Annotated in this window: 16 protein-coding genes; 12 read left to right on the top strand and 4 right to left on the bottom strand. The window is 52.8% G+C overall.

Annotated elements, in window-relative coordinates:
• The first annotated feature begins 11 nt into the window (after positions 1-11).
• Positions 12-752, top strand: coding sequence for a YciK family oxidoreductase (locus Q4491_RS01625; RefSeq protein ID WP_192015298.1), 741 nt, complete (start codon positions 12-14; stop codon positions 750-752).
• 105 nt (positions 753-857) lie between these two features.
• Here Q4491_RS01625 and rluB read toward each other — a convergent pair whose 3' ends face one another.
• From rluB to Q4491_RS01610, 3 genes are all read right to left on the bottom strand, one after another.
• Complete coding sequence (gene rluB / locus Q4491_RS01620) at positions 858-1862, bottom strand: 23S rRNA pseudouridine(2605) synthase RluB (protein WP_192015297.1); 1005 nt, start codon at positions 1860-1862, stop codon at positions 858-860.
• 243 nt (positions 1863-2105) lie between these two features.
• The gene (locus Q4491_RS01615) at positions 2106-2726 is read right to left on the bottom strand and encodes an L-threonylcarbamoyladenylate synthase (RefSeq protein ID WP_303453726.1); all 621 of its coding nucleotides are present in this window, start codon (positions 2724-2726) and stop codon (positions 2106-2108) included.
• Between the two features lie 46 nt (positions 2727-2772).
• The gene (locus tag Q4491_RS01610; RefSeq protein ID WP_237794170.1) at positions 2773-3609 is read right to left on the bottom strand and encodes a PHP domain-containing protein; all 837 of its coding nucleotides are present in this window, start codon (positions 3607-3609) and stop codon (positions 2773-2775) included.
• Positions 3610-3874: 265 nt separating this feature from the next.
• Between Q4491_RS01610 and Q4491_RS01605 the strand changes: the two genes are divergently transcribed.
• From Q4491_RS01605 to gspS2, 11 genes are all read left to right on the top strand, one after another.
• Positions 3875-4888: a bifunctional 3-deoxy-7-phosphoheptulonate synthase/chorismate mutase gene (locus tag Q4491_RS01605; protein ID WP_237794169.1), complete on the top strand. Its 1014-nt coding sequence runs from the start codon at positions 3875-3877 to the stop codon at positions 4886-4888.
• Complete coding sequence (locus tag Q4491_RS01600; protein ID WP_303453720.1) at positions 4885-6453, top strand: anthranilate synthase component 1; 1569 nt, start codon at positions 4885-4887, stop codon at positions 6451-6453. The genes Q4491_RS01605 and Q4491_RS01600 overlap by 4 nt, the downstream gene beginning before the upstream one ends.
• A gap of 10 nt (positions 6454-6463) precedes the next feature.
• Positions 6464-7075, top strand: a complete 612-nt coding sequence (locus Q4491_RS01595; protein WP_255557828.1) for an aminodeoxychorismate/anthranilate synthase component II — start codon at positions 6464-6466, stop codon at positions 7073-7075.
• A gap of 30 nt (positions 7076-7105) precedes the next feature.
• On the top strand, positions 7106-8104 hold the full coding sequence (gene trpD, locus Q4491_RS01590; RefSeq protein ID WP_192015380.1) for an anthranilate phosphoribosyltransferase: 999 nt from the start codon (positions 7106-7108) through the stop codon (positions 8102-8104).
• Between the two features lie 2 nt (positions 8105-8106).
• Entirely contained in the window at positions 8107-9477 is a 1371-nt protein-coding gene (gene trpCF / locus Q4491_RS01585; RefSeq protein ID WP_303453710.1) for a bifunctional indole-3-glycerol-phosphate synthase TrpC/phosphoribosylanthranilate isomerase TrpF, read from the top strand.
• A 66-nt stretch (positions 9478-9543) separates the two neighbouring features.
• Positions 9544-10734: a tryptophan synthase subunit beta gene (gene trpB / locus Q4491_RS01580; RefSeq protein ID WP_192015290.1), complete on the top strand. Its 1191-nt coding sequence runs from the start codon at positions 9544-9546 to the stop codon at positions 10732-10734.
• Positions 10734-11540, top strand: a complete 807-nt coding sequence (gene trpA / locus Q4491_RS01575) for a tryptophan synthase subunit alpha (RefSeq protein ID WP_218383072.1) — start codon at positions 10734-10736, stop codon at positions 11538-11540. Before trpB ends, trpA begins: the two co-directional genes overlap by 1 nt.
• A gap of 289 nt (positions 11541-11829) precedes the next feature.
• Positions 11830-13098, top strand: coding sequence for a dicarboxylate/amino acid:cation symporter (locus tag Q4491_RS01570; protein WP_303453707.1), 1269 nt, complete (start codon positions 11830-11832; stop codon positions 13096-13098).
• Positions 13099-13282: 184 nt separating this feature from the next.
• Positions 13283-13681 (top strand): acyl-CoA thioester hydrolase YciA, encoded by a 399-nt coding sequence (yciA, locus tag Q4491_RS01565; protein WP_192015378.1) that lies wholly within the window; start codon positions 13283-13285, stop codon positions 13679-13681.
• 87 nt (positions 13682-13768) lie between these two features.
• Complete coding sequence (locus Q4491_RS01560; protein ID WP_027253406.1) at positions 13769-14071, top strand: YciI family protein; 303 nt, start codon at positions 13769-13771, stop codon at positions 14069-14071.
• Between the two features lie 5 nt (positions 14072-14076).
• Positions 14077-14487, top strand: a complete 411-nt coding sequence (gene gspS2 / locus Q4491_RS01555; RefSeq protein ID WP_303453701.1) for a type II secretion system pilot lipoprotein GspS-beta — start codon at positions 14077-14079, stop codon at positions 14485-14487.
• 80 nt (positions 14488-14567) lie between these two features.
• On the opposite strand, the gene Q4491_RS01550 is transcribed toward gspS2, so the two are convergent.
• Entirely contained in the window at positions 14568-15503 is a 936-nt protein-coding gene (locus tag Q4491_RS01550) for a class I SAM-dependent methyltransferase (protein ID WP_303453698.1), read from the bottom strand.
• Between the last annotated feature and the right edge of the window lie 36 nt (positions 15504-15539).

Genomic DNA, 15539 nt, shown 5'->3' with positions numbered 1-15539 from the left:
AAGGAAAGCAAGTGAATTATCAAACTGCCGCTGACTCACTCAAAGACCGTGTCATTCTGGTGACAGGTGCCGGTGACGGTATCGGCCGCCAGGCCGCTATCAGCTACGCAGCTCACGGTGCGACCGTCATTCTGCTGGGCCGCACGGTTGCCAAGCTGGAAGCCGTATACGATGAAATAGAGACGTTGGGTTACCCGCAGCCGGCAATCATCCCGCTGGACATGAAAGGCGCTTCAAAACAGAACTATCTGGATATGACAGACACCATTAACGATCAGTTTGGTCGCCTTGACGGTGTGCTGCATAACGCAAGCCTGCTTGGTGTGCTCAGCCCTTTTGACCAACTGGGTGAAGACACATTTGACGAAGTGATGCAGGTCAATGTCAAAGCACAATTCCTGCTCACTCAGGCGATTATGCCTTTGATTAAGAAATCCGAAGACGGCCGTATCATTTTCACTTCCTCCACAGTGGGCCACGATGGCCGGGCTTTTTGGGGTGCGTATGCGATTTCGAAATTTGCTACTGAAGGCATGATGCAAGTGGTGGCTGACGAGCTGAGCGACACCCGCGTTCGGGTGAATGCGATTAACCCGGGCGGTACGCGCACAGGCATGCGTGCTAAGGCCTATCCGGGAGAAAATCCTAAAACGCTGAAAACACCGACAGACATCATGCCGCTGTACCTTTACCTGATGGGGCCTGAGAGCAAAGATGTCAACGGACAGTGCATTGATGCTCAGCCTAAATAAGCGCAGGAACGGCTCTGCCATTAACTGACAGGCACAAAAAAGCCGACCACCATTTACGGGTCGGCTTTTTTACTGTGCGTCACAGCATTCTTGCGAGAACGACGCTTACTTGCGAGTACGCGGTTTCGCAGGTTTGTTCTTCAACGGGTTCCTGCGGTTGGCAGCGTTGCCGGCAGGCTTACGCTTATTGCCAGCAGAGCGCGCCGTCTCTTCAGCAGGCTGGTTTTGAGGTGCCGGGCGACGGTTGTCGCGACGACGACCGCGTGAGTCATCGCTGACACGTTCTTCATGACGACGAACGGCACGACGGATCTTACGCACCCCTTTCTTACGCTTCAGACCTTCGACGGTCAGATGCGAACGCGTTTCTTCAGGCAGCTCAACGATTTCACGCAGATAGTTCACTTCCTGCAGCTCAAGCTCCAGCCAGCCACCTCGCGGTAAATCTTTGGTCAGGAAGATGTCGCCATAACGTACACGCTTGAGTCGGCTCACCGTCACACCCTGAGAATCCCACAGGCGACGAACTTCACGGTTACGGCCTTCGGTAATTACCACATAGAAAGTGTGGTTCATCCCTTCGCCACCAGCGTAAACGACATCTTCAAAACGGGCCATGCCGTCTTCAAGCTGTACACCGTGAACCAGGTTTTTCACCATCTGCTCAGTCACTTCACCGAAGACACGCACCATGTACTCACGTTCTACGCTACGGCTGGGATGCATCAGGCGATTAGCCAGTTCACCATCGGTAGTAAACAGCAGCAGGCCAGATGTATTGGCATCCAAACGACCGACAGATACCCAACGGCCTTCGCTCAGTCGTGGCAGGCGGTCAAATACCGTTCTGCGTCCTTCCGGATCGTGTCGGGTACACAACTCACCTTCAGGTTTGTTATAAGCAAGCACACGGCACACTTCTTCAGAAGGCTTGACCAGGTCTACTTTGTGACCATCAATACGCACAAGTACGTCCAGGTTATCCAGACGATCACCCAAGTGGGCAACTTTGCCATCAATACTGACACGCCCTTCCTGGATCATCAGTTCCACTTCACGTCGTGAACCCTGACCGGAACGCGCAAGTACCTTCTGTAATTTTTCACTCATCAGACAAACCTTTGTCGCCTTCACAGGCGTCGAAACATTCTAAAAATCATCGTTCTGTTACTGACGTTTTGTCCGCCAGTAACACAAGATACCCGCCGTTTGCAGTCTTAAGCCGAAACGGCGTCCACCCTATTCAAAGCAGCCGTGAATTATGCCAAATACTGCCGCCTGATACCATATAAAAAGAAGGGAAATGCGCTATTCTTTCTCCGCGCGGCCCCTGCCCGCACAGGCGAACGGACTTTATTCGAACGGAGTGGTATCACCGGCGCCGTAACGCACAATATCGATGCTGTCGTTACTGAAATCCACCACTGTCGTTGGCTCTTCCCCTATCACCCCGCCATGGATGATCAAGTCGACGGCGTGATCGAGCGCATTGTGAATGTCCTCAGGATCCGATTCAGCTGTGTCTTTGTCCGGCAGAATTAAACTGGTGGACATCATAGGCTCACCCAGCGCATCCAGCAATGCCAGCGCGATCTCGTTGTTTGGTACCCGGATCCCAATCGTTTTACGCTTCGGATTCATCAGGCGGCGAGGCACTTCTTTTGTCCCTTTGAAAATGAAGGTATACGCACCCGGCGTGTTGTTACGCAACAACCTGAACGCATCATTTTCGACGCGGGCATATAGCGACAATTCAGACAAATCACGGCACAACAGGGTGAAATTATGCTTTTCGTCAAGCTTACGGATCCGACAGATACGTTCCAGCGCCTGCTTATTGGCCAGCTGACAGCCCAACGCATAGCCTGAGTCGGTTGGATAAACGATAACGCCACCGTTGCGAACAATAGCCACGGCCTGACTGATCAGCCTTGCCTGCGGGTTTTCCGGGTGAACATAAAAAATTTGACTCATCACTCCTCCAGACCTGCGCTTACTCAGGGCGCAGGTTTACAACATTTTATTCCATGCCCCAGTCCTGCCAGACAGGCACTGAAGCTTTGGGTAACCAAAGATTGCGTCCCAACTCTGTCCAGGGTGACGGATAGTGAAAATCCGACCCCTGAGATGACAAAAGACCAAATTGTTCAGCGTACTCCGCCAGTGTGCGGCGCTCATTCTGTGCCTGCTGCGGCTGAGCCACTTCAATGGCATCTCCGGTGGCGGCCACAAAATCGCTGAGCAAACGCTTCAGCCATTTCGCCGTCATATCATACCGGCCCGGGTGGGCCAGTACTGCCTGCCCGCCAGCGGCATGAATAGCCTGAACCGCCTCGGCAATACTGCACCAGTTTGGCGGAACGTAACCTGTATTTCCCCGGGTCAGAAATTTCTTGAACACTGCCTGCATTGTTTTGGCATGCCCTTGTTCTACCAGCCAGCGGGCAAAATGGGCCCGGGTTAAGGTAGCGTCGCCGGCAAGGGCTCTCGCGCCTTCATAAGCGCCCTCTATCTGGCTTTTGGCCAAACGCTCCCCCATTAACACAGCACGGGCAGTTCGTCGCTCTGCCTGCTGGGCGATTAAAGACGCTATGTCGGCATGCGCCGGGTCAATGTTCAGGCCAACAATGTGAATATCAAAATTATTCCAAACTGTCGATATTTCAATGCCTTTGACCAGCTTTAAAGCCAGATTTTGTGCATCTATCGCCTGCTGGGCAGATTCAAGGCCCGCGACAGTATCGTGATCGGTGATCGCGAGAACATCCACACGGAAATCGGTCGCCCGTTTCACCAGCTCTGCAGGCGTAAGCCGACCGTCCGAGGCCGTGGTGTGACTGTGAAGATCAAACAACATAAAAATAAAGTCTTGACATAATATCCATGAACTAGTTTACTAGTACGAAGTTACTCGATGAACATTTAATTACTCAGGTTCTGTTTATGTTACAGCAAAAACATCATCCGCTTCGCGCTTTCTTCACTTGGTGGCTGCACAACCTTTAGCGGGTCGTGAGATTTGCTGTGCCGACTGCACAGAATCCAGAACCCGCCTTTCGCGGGTTTTTTTATAGCTGAACAATCTAAAACCAATTCCACATCTGGCTAGCAAGGACAACAACATGATTATCGTACTGAAACCAACAGCCACCGAGAGCCAAGCACAAGACATCCTGAAACGTATCGAAGATGCCGGCCTCAAACCCCTTTATATGCCAGGTGTGGAGCGCATTGTGCTGGGTGCATTGGGCGACGAGCGGGTGCTGCAAAAACTGAATCTGGATGCCAATCCTTGCGTGGAAAACATCAAGCCGATCCTGACCAAATACAAAATGGTCAGCCGTGAAGTGCAGGCACATGATACTGTCGTTCGCTTTGGCAATGCGTCGGTGGGCGGCAATCAATTTGCCGTGATTGCCGGCCCTTGCTCGGTGGAATCCGAACAACAGTTGCTGTCTGTGGCCGAAGTGGTCAAACAGCATGGCGCGGTGGCACTGCGGGGCGGCGCTTACAAACCGCGTACCAGCCCTTATGACTTTCAGGGCATGGGCGTTGAAGGACTGAAACTGCTCAAGCAAGCCAGCGAGATGCTGAACATGCCCACTGTGTCTGAAGTGATGGAAGTGAGCCAGATGGAGACCATGTGTGACTACATCGACTGTCTGCAAATCGGCGCCCGTAACATGCAAAACTATGCTTTGCTTAAAGCAGTGGGTGAGAGCAAAAAGCCTGTTCTGCTGAAGCGCGGCCTGTCTGCCACTATCGAAGAATTGCTGCTGGCGGCGGAATATATCTATGATGCCGGCAATCCGAACATCATCCTGTGCGAGCGTGGTATCCGCACATTCGAAACCGCTACCCGCAATACACTGGATCTCAATGCCGTTGCTTTCCTGAAGCAGAAAACCCATCTGCCAGTTGTTGTTGATCCGAGCCATGGCACGGGTGTCCGTGAGCTGGTGATTCCCTTATCCCGCGCGGCGGCCGCAGTAGGTGCCGACGGCATCATCGTTGAATCTCACCTCAATCCTGGCGAAGCACTGTCTGACGGCCATCAGGCGCTGACCGGCCCCATGTTCCAGCAACTGATGCAGGAACTGAAACCCTTTGTAGAAGCTGCAGGTAAAACACTATGAAAACAACGCCTTTAGCTGTCGGAGAACTGGACGTTCTGAATCTGGACGTTCCTTATGTCTCAGAGCCCACGGAACTGTATTATTCAATCTGTGGCGACCGTCCCCACAATCTGTTACTTGAATCGGCAGAAATCGATTCCAAGGAAGATCTGAAAAGTCTGATGCTGATTGATGCCGCCGTTCGCATTGTCTGCCGCGGCCGCGAAGTACGCCTGGAAGCCTTAACCAGCAATGGTCAGAACGTCCTGCAGGCAGTGAAAAATCAGATCCCGGACGATGTTGACCTGGCCGTGGACAACAACACCCTGATACTGACATTTAAGGAAAGTGGCCGTGCACTGGATGAAGACAGCCGGCTGCGCCAGTCATCACCTTTTGATGCACTGCGCCTGATTCAGCACATTTTTCACCAGCCTGCTCAGTCTCGCGAAGCACTGTTTCTGGGCGGTCTGTTTGCCTACGATCTGGTCGCCAGCTTCGAGCCGCTGCCTGACGCAGAGCAGGGCAACCGCTGTCCGGATTACCTGTTTTACGTGGCAGAAACCCTGCTGGTTATCGACCACCAGCGCCGTAAAGGCAAGCTTCAGGCGACCTTGTTCGGCGGCGACAACTATACGGCGAGCTATTTCGAACTGAGCCGCCGGCTGCAACAGATAAAAGAAATATGCCTGAAACCGGTTGCCCTGCCACCGCCCGAGTTATTGGACACGTGCGAGCCCAGCGTCAGCATCAGTGATGCCGACTTCTGCGCCACCGTCGAGCAGTTAAAGCAATTTGTGGTACGGGGTGATGTTTTTCAGGTGGTGCCGTCCCGTCAGTTCACTCTGCCCTGCCCGTCACCGCTGAACGCCTACAAAGCACTGAAGATAGGTAACCCAAGCCCATACATGTTCTACCTGAAAGATGCCGACTTCACTTTGTTTGGCGCTTCTCCGGAGAGCGCACTGAAATATTGCACCGACAGCAATCAGGTCGAAATCTACCCCATTGCCGGGACCCGTCCACGCGGTAAAAAACCGGACGGCGGCATAGATCTGGATCTAGATGGCCGTATCGAACTGGAACTGCGCTGCGATAAAAAAGAAAACGCCGAGCACATGATGCTGGTCGACCTGGCCCGAAATGATGTGGCCCGAATCAGCCAGCCAGGTACGCGTTACGTGGCCGATCTGCTGCAGGTTGACCGCTACAGCCATGTGATGCATTTGGTTTCCCGTGTGGTTGGCCAGTTGCGCGATGATCTTGACGCCCTGCACGCCTATCAGGCCTGCATGAACATGGGCACCCTAACAGGGGCACCGAAAATCCGGGCCATGCAGCTCATCCGCGATGTCGAACAGCAACGTCGCGGCAGCTATGGCGGTGCAGTTGGTTACCTGACCGGGCAGGGTGATATGGATACCTGTATCGTCATTCGTTCGGCCTATGTCGAAGACGGTGTTGCAACCGTGCAGGCCGGTGCCGGTGTGGTGTATGACTCCGTACCGCAGGCAGAAGCGGACGAAACCCGTAGCAAAGCACAGGCTGTGATCACCGCCATTCGTCACGCACACAATGTGCAATAAGGAGCCGCTCATGAACAAACATATCGACATCGTTCTGCTGGATAACTTCGACTCCTTTACCTACAACCTGGTCGACCAGTTTCGCTCCATGGGTTATCCGGTCACCATTTTTCGCAACAGCCTGAGCGCAGAACAGGTGGAGCAGGCTCTGGCAGAGAAACAAAATCCGGTACTGGTTTTGTCACCGGGTCCGGGTGCGCCTGCCGAGGCTGGCTGTATGCCGGCACTGATCAAACGGGTAGCCGGCAAGATCCCCATGATAGGTATCTGTCTTGGCCATCAGGCCATTGTTGAAGCCTATGGCGGCAAAGTAGAGGGAGCGGGTGACATAGTCCATGGTAAAGCCGCGCAGATGACCCATAACCAGCATGCCGTTTTTGGTCAGTTATCAAGCCCGCTGACCATCGCCCGTTACCACTCGCTGGTAGCCACCCAGGTGCCGGACTCGCTCAGGGTAGTGGCTGAGGTCGATGGCCTGGTGATGGCGGTCACCCACGAGAAGGACAAAGTTTGCGGATTTCAGTTTCATCCTGAGTCCATTCTGACTGCGCAAGGCGCGCAACTGCTGGCAAATACCCTCGACTGGGTCTCGGGCCAATCCGCCACTGTGACTGAATTTTAAAGCTAAGGGAGAGCCCAGATGAACAGCGCTATTTATCCGATTACCGACAAGTTATACGATCAGCAAACGCTGACAAAAGACGAAAGCCGCACATTATTCGATGCCATTATCAAAGGTGACGTGGAGCCCGCTCTGCTGGCTGCCATTCTGACCGCGCTGAAAATCAAAGGCGAAACACCCGATGAGATTGCCGGCGCCGCCACTGCCTTACTGGAAAATGCAGCGCCCTTCCCTCGTCCTGACTACGACTTTGCCGATATTGTCGGCACAGGCGGTGACGGTGCGAACACCATTAATATTTCCACCACCGCGGCCTTTGTCGCCGCCGCCTGCGGCGTAAAAATTGCCAAGCACGGTAACCGTGGCGTCTCCAGTAAATCAGGCTCTTCAGACCTGCTGGACAAATTTGGCATTAATCTGGCGATGTCGGCACAAGACGCCCGCGCCGCGCTCGATGAGCAAGGTGTCTGTTTCCTGTTTGCGCCTCAGTACCACAGCGGTGTGCGTCATGCGATGCCCGCCCGTCAGGCCATGAAAACCCGCACTATCTTTAACCTGCTCGGTCCGCTGATTAACCCTGCCCGTCCGAGCATTGAGCTGATGGGCGTGTACGATGCCGCTCTGGTTCGCCCGATTGCAGAAACCATGATTGCGCTGGGGATGAAACGCGCCGCCGTGGTGCACGGCAGCGGTCTGGATGAAGTGGCCATTCACGGCCCGACTCTGGTTGCCGAAATCATCAATGGCGATATTCGCGAATATACAGTGACACCGGAAGATTTTGGCTTGCAAACCCATGCATTAGATGCGATTAAAGGGGGCGAACCGGAAGAAAACCGTGCCATTATCACCAACATACTGACGGGCAAAGGCACGGAAGCACAGCAAAGCGCTGTGGCCGTCAATGTCGCTCTGCTGCTTCGTCTGTTTGGTCAGGAAGATTTGAAAGCCAATGCTCAGCAAGCGATGGAAGTCATGCAATCCGGCAAAGCCTACCAACTGGTAGAACAACTGGCCGCACGAGGTTAACCATGGAAACTGTACTCGCCAAAATCGTCGCTGATAAGAAAATCTGGGTTGAAGCCCGTAAGGCAGTCCAACCGCTGGACAGCTTCATTGCCGATGTCATCCCTAGCGACCGGGACTTTTATCAGGCTCTGCACAGCGAAAGCGCGGTATTCATTCTTGAATGCAAAAAGGCCTCGCCGTCTAAAGGGCTGATCAGGGAAGATTTCGATCTGGATCATATTGCTCAGGTCTACAGCCGTTATGCCAATGCGATTTCCGTACTGACAGATGAAAAATATTTCCAGGGAAACTTTGATTTTCTGCCGCAAGTCCGCCAGCACGTGACCCAGCCCGTATTGTGCAAGGATTTCATGATAGATCCGTATCAGGTCTATCTGGCCCGCTATTATCAGGCCGATGCCATTTTACTGATGCTGTCTGTCCTGAACGACGATCAGTACCGCGAACTGGCAGCCCTGGCCGACACGCTGAATCTGGGGGTGCTGACCGAAGTCAGTAACGAAGAAGAACTGGAACGTGCTATTGCACTGCAAGCCAAAGTGGTAGGGATTAACAACCGTAACCTGCGCGATCTCAGCATTGACCTGAACCGGACCAAAGTGCTGGCTCCGCGTCTGCCTGCAGGTACGCTGGTAATTTCAGAATCCGGTATTTACACCAACCAGCAAATTCGTGATTTATCAGACTACGCCAGTGGCTTTCTGATTGGCAGCTCACTGATGAGTGAAGATAATCTGGAAATGGCTGTACGCACTGTACTGCTGGGCGAACATAAAGTCTGCGGACTGACGCACCCTGATGATGCCTGTGCGGCGTACCAGAGCGGTGCGGTTTATGGCGGGCTGATTTTCGTCGAAGGGTCACCAAGAGCCGTCGACGGTGAGCTGGCCCGACTGGTGATGAGTGGTGCTCCGCTGAAGTACGTCGGCGTATTTCGCAATGCGGATGTCAATGCTGTAGCCGAACTCGCTAAAACTCTGAAACTGGCGGCCGTTCAGTTGCACGGCAACGAGTCATCTGATTATATTTCAGCGCTGAAAGCGCTATTACCCGCAGACTGTGAAGTCTGGAAAGCCCATGGTGTCAGTGATGCCCTGCCCGAGCTGGCTGACTGGCCAGCTGACCGACACCTGCTGGATACTCAGGTCGGTAATCAGAGCGGTGGTACAGGTCAGCAATTTGACTGGTCGCTGCTGGATAACTGCGAAGAGAAAAGCCGCATTATGCTGGCTGGCGGTTTGAACCCGGGTAATGCTAAAGACGCCGCCAGTAAAGGCTGTCGTGGCCTTGATTTTAACTCAGGCGTGGAAAGCGAGCCTGGCAAAAAAGACAGACAGAAATTACTCTCGGTATTCAAGGCAGTGAAACCTTAATCAGGTAAGCGAACAGCTTGCGGGCTTCCGCACTGACACAGATGATAAGAATAGGACAGCAGACACATGAGTAAACTCGACCCGTATTTTGGTGAATTTGGTGGCCAGTTTGTGCCCCAGATTCTGGTTCCGGCCCTGGACCAGCTGGAAGACGCATTTATTGATGCGCAGAAAGACCCGGCTTTTGAAAAAGAATTTATCGGCTTACTGAAAGACTATGCCGGTCGCCCAACGGCACTGACCTTGTGCCAGAATTTAACCAAGGGCACCAAAACCAAACTGTACCTCAAACGCGAAGACCTGCTCCATGGCGGCGCACACAAAACCAATCAGGTTCTGGGCCAGGCCCTGCTGGCCAAACGCATGGGTAAAAGTGAAATCATCGCCGAAACCGGCGCGGGTCAGCATGGCGTTGCCACTGCACTGGCCTGTGCCCTGTTGGGCCTGAAATGCCGTATTTACATGGGTGCCAAAGACGTTGAGCGCCAGAGTCCGAATGTTTTTCGTATGAAACTGATGGGTGCAGAAGTCATTCCGGTTCATTCCGGCTCAGCGACCTTGAAAGATGCCTGTAATGAAGCCATGCGTGACTGGTCAGCCACTTACGACAAGGCGCATTATCTGCTGGGGACCGCAGCAGGCCCGCACCCTTTCCCAACGATAGTCCGTGAATTCCAGCGCATTATCGGAGAAGAAACCAAAGCGCAGATTCTTGATAAAGAAGGCCGCTTGCCGGATGCGGTTATCGCTTGTGTCGGCGGCGGTTCCAACGCTATCGGCATGTTTGCCGATTTTATCGAAGACACCAGCGTGAAACTGATTGGTGTGGAGCCTGCCGGCCTGGGGCTGGATACCCACATGCACGGCGCACCGCTGAAACATGGCAAGCTGGGGATTTTCTTTGGTATGAAAGCCCCGTTAATGCAGGATGAACATGGTCAGGTGGAGGAATCTTACTCTATCTCGGCCGGTTTAGACTTCCCGTCTGTGGGCCCTCAGCATGCTCATCTGAATGCCACCGGCCGCGCGGAATACGGTTCAGTGACCGACGACGAAGCACTGGATGCTTTCCAGGCACTGGCCCGTAATGAAGGCATTATTCCGGCGCTGGAATCGGCACATGCCCTCGCGTATGCACTCAAGCTGATTAAAGATGAACCAGAAAAGGAACAACTCCTGGTGGTTAACTTATCTGGCCGTGGTGACAAAGATATCTTTACCGTACATAAGATTCTGGATGAAAAGGGAGCGCTGTAATGGACCGTTATCAAGCTTTATTCAGCCGTTTAGCGGCCAAACAGGAGGGCGCGTTTGTTCCTTTTGTCACCTTAGGGGATCCGAGTCCGGCCCTCTCTTTGCAAATCATTGATACCCTGGTTGAATCCGGCGCCGATGCCCTTGAGCTGGGTATTCCGTTTTCAGACCCGCTCGCCGACGGGCCAACCATTCAGGGGGCAACTATCCGTGCTCTGGATGCCGGAACCACGCCTGACACCTGTTTTGAGCTGTTAAAACAGGTGCGGGAAAAGTACCCCGAGTTGCCTATTGGCCTGCTGATGTACGCCAACCTGGTGTTTGCAGGCGGCATTGAGCATTTTTACCGTCGTTGCCAGGAAGCGGGTGTTGACTCGGTTCTGGTCGCAGACGTGCCTGTTAATGAATCCGCAGAGTTCCGGCAAGCGGCGGAAAAATACGGAATTCACCCGATTTTCATCGCCCCGCCGAATGCCACAGCAAGTACGCTGAAAACCGTGGCCGAATTGGGTGGTGGTTATACTTACCTGCTGTCACGCGCCGGTGTCACCGGGGCGGAAACCAAAGCAGGTATGCCCATTGACCATCTGCTGGCCTCTCTGGCCGAATATAAAGCGCCCCCCGCACTGCTGGGGTTTGGTATCTCAGAGCCGGCACAAGTGGCTGACGCCATCAAGGCCGGTGCAGCCGGAGCGATATCCGGCTCTGCTGTAGTGAAAATCATCGAGCAGCACAAAGATAATCCGGACGCTTTGCTCCACGCATTAGGACAGTTCATCCACAGTATGAAGCAAGCCACCAGAGGCTGATGGATTCCTCCGCCCTAAAACAGAGCCCTGGCTTCATTAAGCCGGGGCTTATTTTTTAACATTGCTGTTACACCCTTCCTTTTCGGGCATAAAAAACGTAATGCATAAGCCCGCCAGCCTAGTAGAATAAATCGCCCCTAAATCGTAACAGAAGTAGAAAGTAACGAATTTCAACATTGATTATCGCATTATTCTGCTGTAAAACCTTAACCCGCAAAATATTGACTCAAATTAAGCAACATTTGCGAAACATAAGTCTTTCATCAATTAACAAACTTCCACAATAAAGGTGTTCAAGGTGCTAAAACAACAAGGACTACTTGGCAACATTGGAGTACAGGTTGTCATTGCCATGTGCTTGGGTGCACTGGCCGGTGCAATGATGGGGCACTCGGCGAGTATGTTTGCTCCACTGGGCAGCATTTTCATCCACCTGATTAAAATGCTGGTGATCCCTCTGGTTGCTGTGGCTATCATCTCTGGCGCAGCCGGTCTGGGTAGCAGCCAGTCAGCGGGTAAGATCGGCCTGATTACTCTGGGGTTCTTTGGCCTGACATCAGCAGTTGCCGTTGCACTGGCGCTGTTTATGGGTGAAGTGTTCCAGCCAGGTATGGGTGTCGACCTGACCGGCGTACAGGGCATGTTCGCAAATACCTATGCTGACAAAGGTGACCTGCCTTCGTTCTGGGCAACTATTTTGGGTATGATCCCAACCAACATTTTCCAATCCCTGAATGAAGCAAACATCCTGCAAATTCTGGTGTTCTGCCTGTTCTTCGGTCTCGCCGTTTCTAAACTGGAAAAAGAACGCCGTGACCCGCTGATCAACGGTGTTAATTCCATCGTTGACGCTATGGTCTGGATGATCAACGTAGTCATGAAGATCGCCCCTCTTGGCGTATTCGGCCTGATGGCTGATGCCGTGGGTACGTTTGGCTTTGACGCCCTGATGGTGGTGTTCAAACTGTTCGTTGTCTACATCGCTGCCATTCTGGTATACGGCTTCGTGTTCTACCCGCTGATGATCAAATGCTTCAGCAAGACATCGCCAATCAAGTTCCTGGCTGCAATGAAGAAACCTCAGGCAGTTGCACTGTCTACCGCCTCTTCCATGGCAACACTGCCTGTCACCATGGAAACCTGCGAAGAAGAGCTGAAAGTGAAAAACAGCACGGCGGCTTTCGTATTGCCGCTTGGTGCGACTATCAATATGAGCGGTAACGCTATCTATTATGGCCTGGTTGCTATCTTCTTTGCCCAGCTGTTCAATGTCGACCTGTCTATGAGCGCGTATGTCGCCATCATAGTGACTTCGACACTGGGCGCCGTGGGTCAGGCCGGTGTACCGGGTCCTTCATTCCTGGTCGTGGCTGTACTGCTGTCGGCAGGTATTCCTATTGAAGGTCTGCCGCTGCTGTTCGCACTGGACCGTATCTTCGACATGATCCGTACCGCACTCAATATCACAGGTGATGCTGCCTGTGCTGTGATTGTGGACAGCCTGATCACTGACGAGCAGAAAGAAGACGTACGCATGGCAACACAGAACGAAGCCTAATCTAAACTGCGGCTTCTGTAATCTCATAAGGCTGTCAACTGACAGCCTTATTATTTTCTGCCGCTATGAATCCGATTTTCGTTCAAAGTTCCATCAGGCCTGGGTCAGACCAGGTGCTTTCTGCTTGCAAGCCAGCGTAATATTGATGACCATATGAATACATCTTCCCAACACATGATTTATGATGAATTCAGAAAATAATGTCCCACGAGGCCAGTTATTACTTCGCACTTTAGCCATGCCTGCTGACACCAATGCAAATGGCGACATTTTTGGTGGCTGGATAATGTCACAGCTCGATCTGGCCGGCGCGATTCTGGCTAAGGAAATATCTCGCGGTAAAGTGGTTACCGTCTCAGTCGACAACATAGTGTTTAAAGCCCCCGTCGGTGTGGGCGATGTTGTGTGCTGTTATGGCGAATGTAACCGTATTGGTAATACATCGCTCTCTGTCGCCATGGAAGTGTGGGTGAAACCCGTTGGCAATGACGGTATTGGTGAGCGCTACAAAGTCAGTGAAGCCACCTTCAATTATGTCGCCATTGATGCCGATGGCCGCCCTCGTCCGATTAAGAAAGCCTGATTTATCTGCCCTGATCGCTGGTTGGGGCTTTTTCATTCCGCTATGATAACGGCTGCATTCCACCACAAGTACAGGGAGACAGAACGCATGTGGTACGTCATTTTTTCTCAAGATGTTGAAAACAGTCTGGAGCGCCGTCTGAGCGTTCGCGAAAATCACCTGGCTCGCCTCAAAGCCCTGCAGGATGAAGGCCGCCTGCTGGTTGCCGGACCTATGCCCGCCATTGACAGCGATAACCCGGGTGAAGCCGGTTTTACAGGCTCTACCGTCATCGCCGAGTTTGGCTCTCTTGAAGAAGCAAAAGCCTGGGCAGATGCCGATCCTTACATTGATGCCGGTGTCTATGACAAAGTCATTGTGAAGCCATTCAAAAAAGTACTTCCGGCCTGATGGTTATGAATCGAGCATCCATAAAGACCCTGTTTACCGCCATGATGGCTGCAGTTATTCTCACTGGCTGTGCTAAATCGCAGGATGACCTGACCAACGAGCTTGCGGAGCGCCGGGCAGCTGTCATTAACTCCAAAGCACCTTATCCCAAGATTGATCAGTACCAGATCATGAAAGCGAAGGCGCAGCAGAATATTGTTGAAATTACCATTCTCTACGGTGGTGGCGGTAAAGTTCCTCCCACTCAGGCGGCTCAGGCAGCGGCAGCGAACTTCTGCAGTAATCCTGAACTGACGCCTATGGTCAGCGAAGGTCTGGGCTATCTGATTCAGATCCTGGATATGCGGGGAAGACCCGTGGTGCAGCAGCCGATCAATGCACAATTCTGTGCCCAGATTGTGGCTCCCGGCTCCTGATCTGTTGCCAGACAGAAAACCAGGCAGGCAGGAAGCTAACCCGTTATAAAAATGCCGGAGATATCCTCCGGCATTTTTATTTATCGGGCAAAAATCATGGCCTTCAGCGCACTGTCGTGCTCCAGATCCGCAAACTCAGGCGGATTATCAAGGCGCTCAATAAACCTCAGTTCAGGTGCTTCCTCAGCCATGCCATCGATCAAAAACTGTGGTGACACAGCAGGCGAGTTGACACAGGCCAGCACCTTGCCTTCGGCTGTCAGCATATCCGGCAAACGGCGCAGAATTTTGGCGTAATCTTTCGTGAGTGCAAAACTGCCTTTCTGAAAGGACGGCGGGTCAATGATAATCAGATCATAAGGGCCATACTTTTTCAGTTTGCCCCAGGATTTAAAGATATCGTGCCCTAAAAAGCTCACCTTGCTCAGATCGTGCCCGTTCAGCCGGTGATTATCCCGGCCACGCCCCAGAGCCGCTTTGGCCATATCCAGATTAACCACATGCTCTGCGCCGCCCGCAATGGCGGCAACAGAAAATCCACACGTATAGGCAAACAAATTGAGCACTTTGCTGTCTTTCGCCGCGTCTCTTACCCACTGGCGGCCATAACGCATGTCCAGAAACAGACCATTATTTTGCTTCTGGCCCAAATCCAGCTGAAACTTAAGGCCATTTTCCGTCACTTGCTGCCAGGTTTGCAGCTCCCCCCAGATCACTTCCATCGGTGAGCCCACCCGGTCACGATGCTGCACCAAAAGCGACACCGCGCCCGAGTGCTGCCAGGCTTGCGTTTGCGTTACGTCTTGAAGTAAAGCCGTCAAAGCAGCCAGAAAGTCAGCATCCTGCTCTTTAAACAGCGATATCAACACCTGGCCGTCAAGCCAGTCGGCCGTCAGTTGCTCCAGTCCGGCCCAGCGCCGGCCCCGGCCATGGAATAGCCGGCGCATTTCATGAGGAGGTGAAGCCAGTTGCGACAGCAAATGTTGATAAAAAAGAGGTAAAGCAGAAGCGTCCATGAATCACCAGTATGGAATAAATAATAAATGAATCTA

This window comes from Photobacterium sp. 2_MG-2023 (assembly GCF_030547675.1).
GTDB lineage: Bacteria > Pseudomonadota > Gammaproteobacteria > Enterobacterales > Vibrionaceae > Photobacterium > Photobacterium arenosum.
Note: the sequence above shows the minus strand (reverse complement) of the source record. Positions and strands in the feature narration are given on the sequence as shown.

Excerpts from the sequence above, each read along its gene's own strand:
- rluB (WP_192015297.1), bottom strand. The coding sequence starts at position 1,862 with ATGAGTGAAAAATTACAGAAGGTACTTGCGCGTTCCGGTCAGGGTTCA.
- Q4491_RS01615 (WP_303453726.1), bottom strand. The coding sequence starts at position 2,726 with ATGAGTCAAATTTTTTATGTTCACCCGGAAAACCCGCAGGCAAGGCTG.
- Q4491_RS01610 (WP_237794170.1), bottom strand. The coding sequence starts at position 3,609 with ATGTTGTTTGATCTTCACAGTCACACCACGGCCTCGGACGGTCGGCTT.
- Q4491_RS01605 (WP_237794169.1), top strand. The coding sequence starts at position 3,875 with ATGATTATCGTACTGAAACCAACAGCCACCGAGAGCCAAGCACAAGAC.
- Q4491_RS01600 (WP_303453720.1), top strand. The coding sequence starts at position 4,885 with ATGAAAACAACGCCTTTAGCTGTCGGAGAACTGGACGTTCTGAATCTG.
- Q4491_RS01595 (WP_255557828.1), top strand. The coding sequence starts at position 6,464 with ATGAACAAACATATCGACATCGTTCTGCTGGATAACTTCGACTCCTTT.
- trpCF (WP_303453710.1), top strand. The coding sequence starts at position 8,107 with ATGGAAACTGTACTCGCCAAAATCGTCGCTGATAAGAAAATCTGGGTT.
- trpB (WP_192015290.1), top strand. The coding sequence starts at position 9,544 with ATGAGTAAACTCGACCCGTATTTTGGTGAATTTGGTGGCCAGTTTGTG.
- trpA (WP_218383072.1), top strand. The coding sequence starts at position 10,734 with ATGGACCGTTATCAAGCTTTATTCAGCCGTTTAGCGGCCAAACAGGAG.
- yciA (WP_192015378.1), top strand. The coding sequence starts at position 13,283 with ATGAATTCAGAAAATAATGTCCCACGAGGCCAGTTATTACTTCGCACT.
- Q4491_RS01560 (WP_027253406.1), top strand. The coding sequence starts at position 13,769 with ATGTGGTACGTCATTTTTTCTCAAGATGTTGAAAACAGTCTGGAGCGC.
- gspS2 (WP_303453701.1), top strand. The coding sequence starts at position 14,077 with ATGAATCGAGCATCCATAAAGACCCTGTTTACCGCCATGATGGCTGCA.
- Q4491_RS01550 (WP_303453698.1), bottom strand. The coding sequence starts at position 15,503 with ATGGACGCTTCTGCTTTACCTCTTTTTTATCAACATTTGCTGTCGCAA.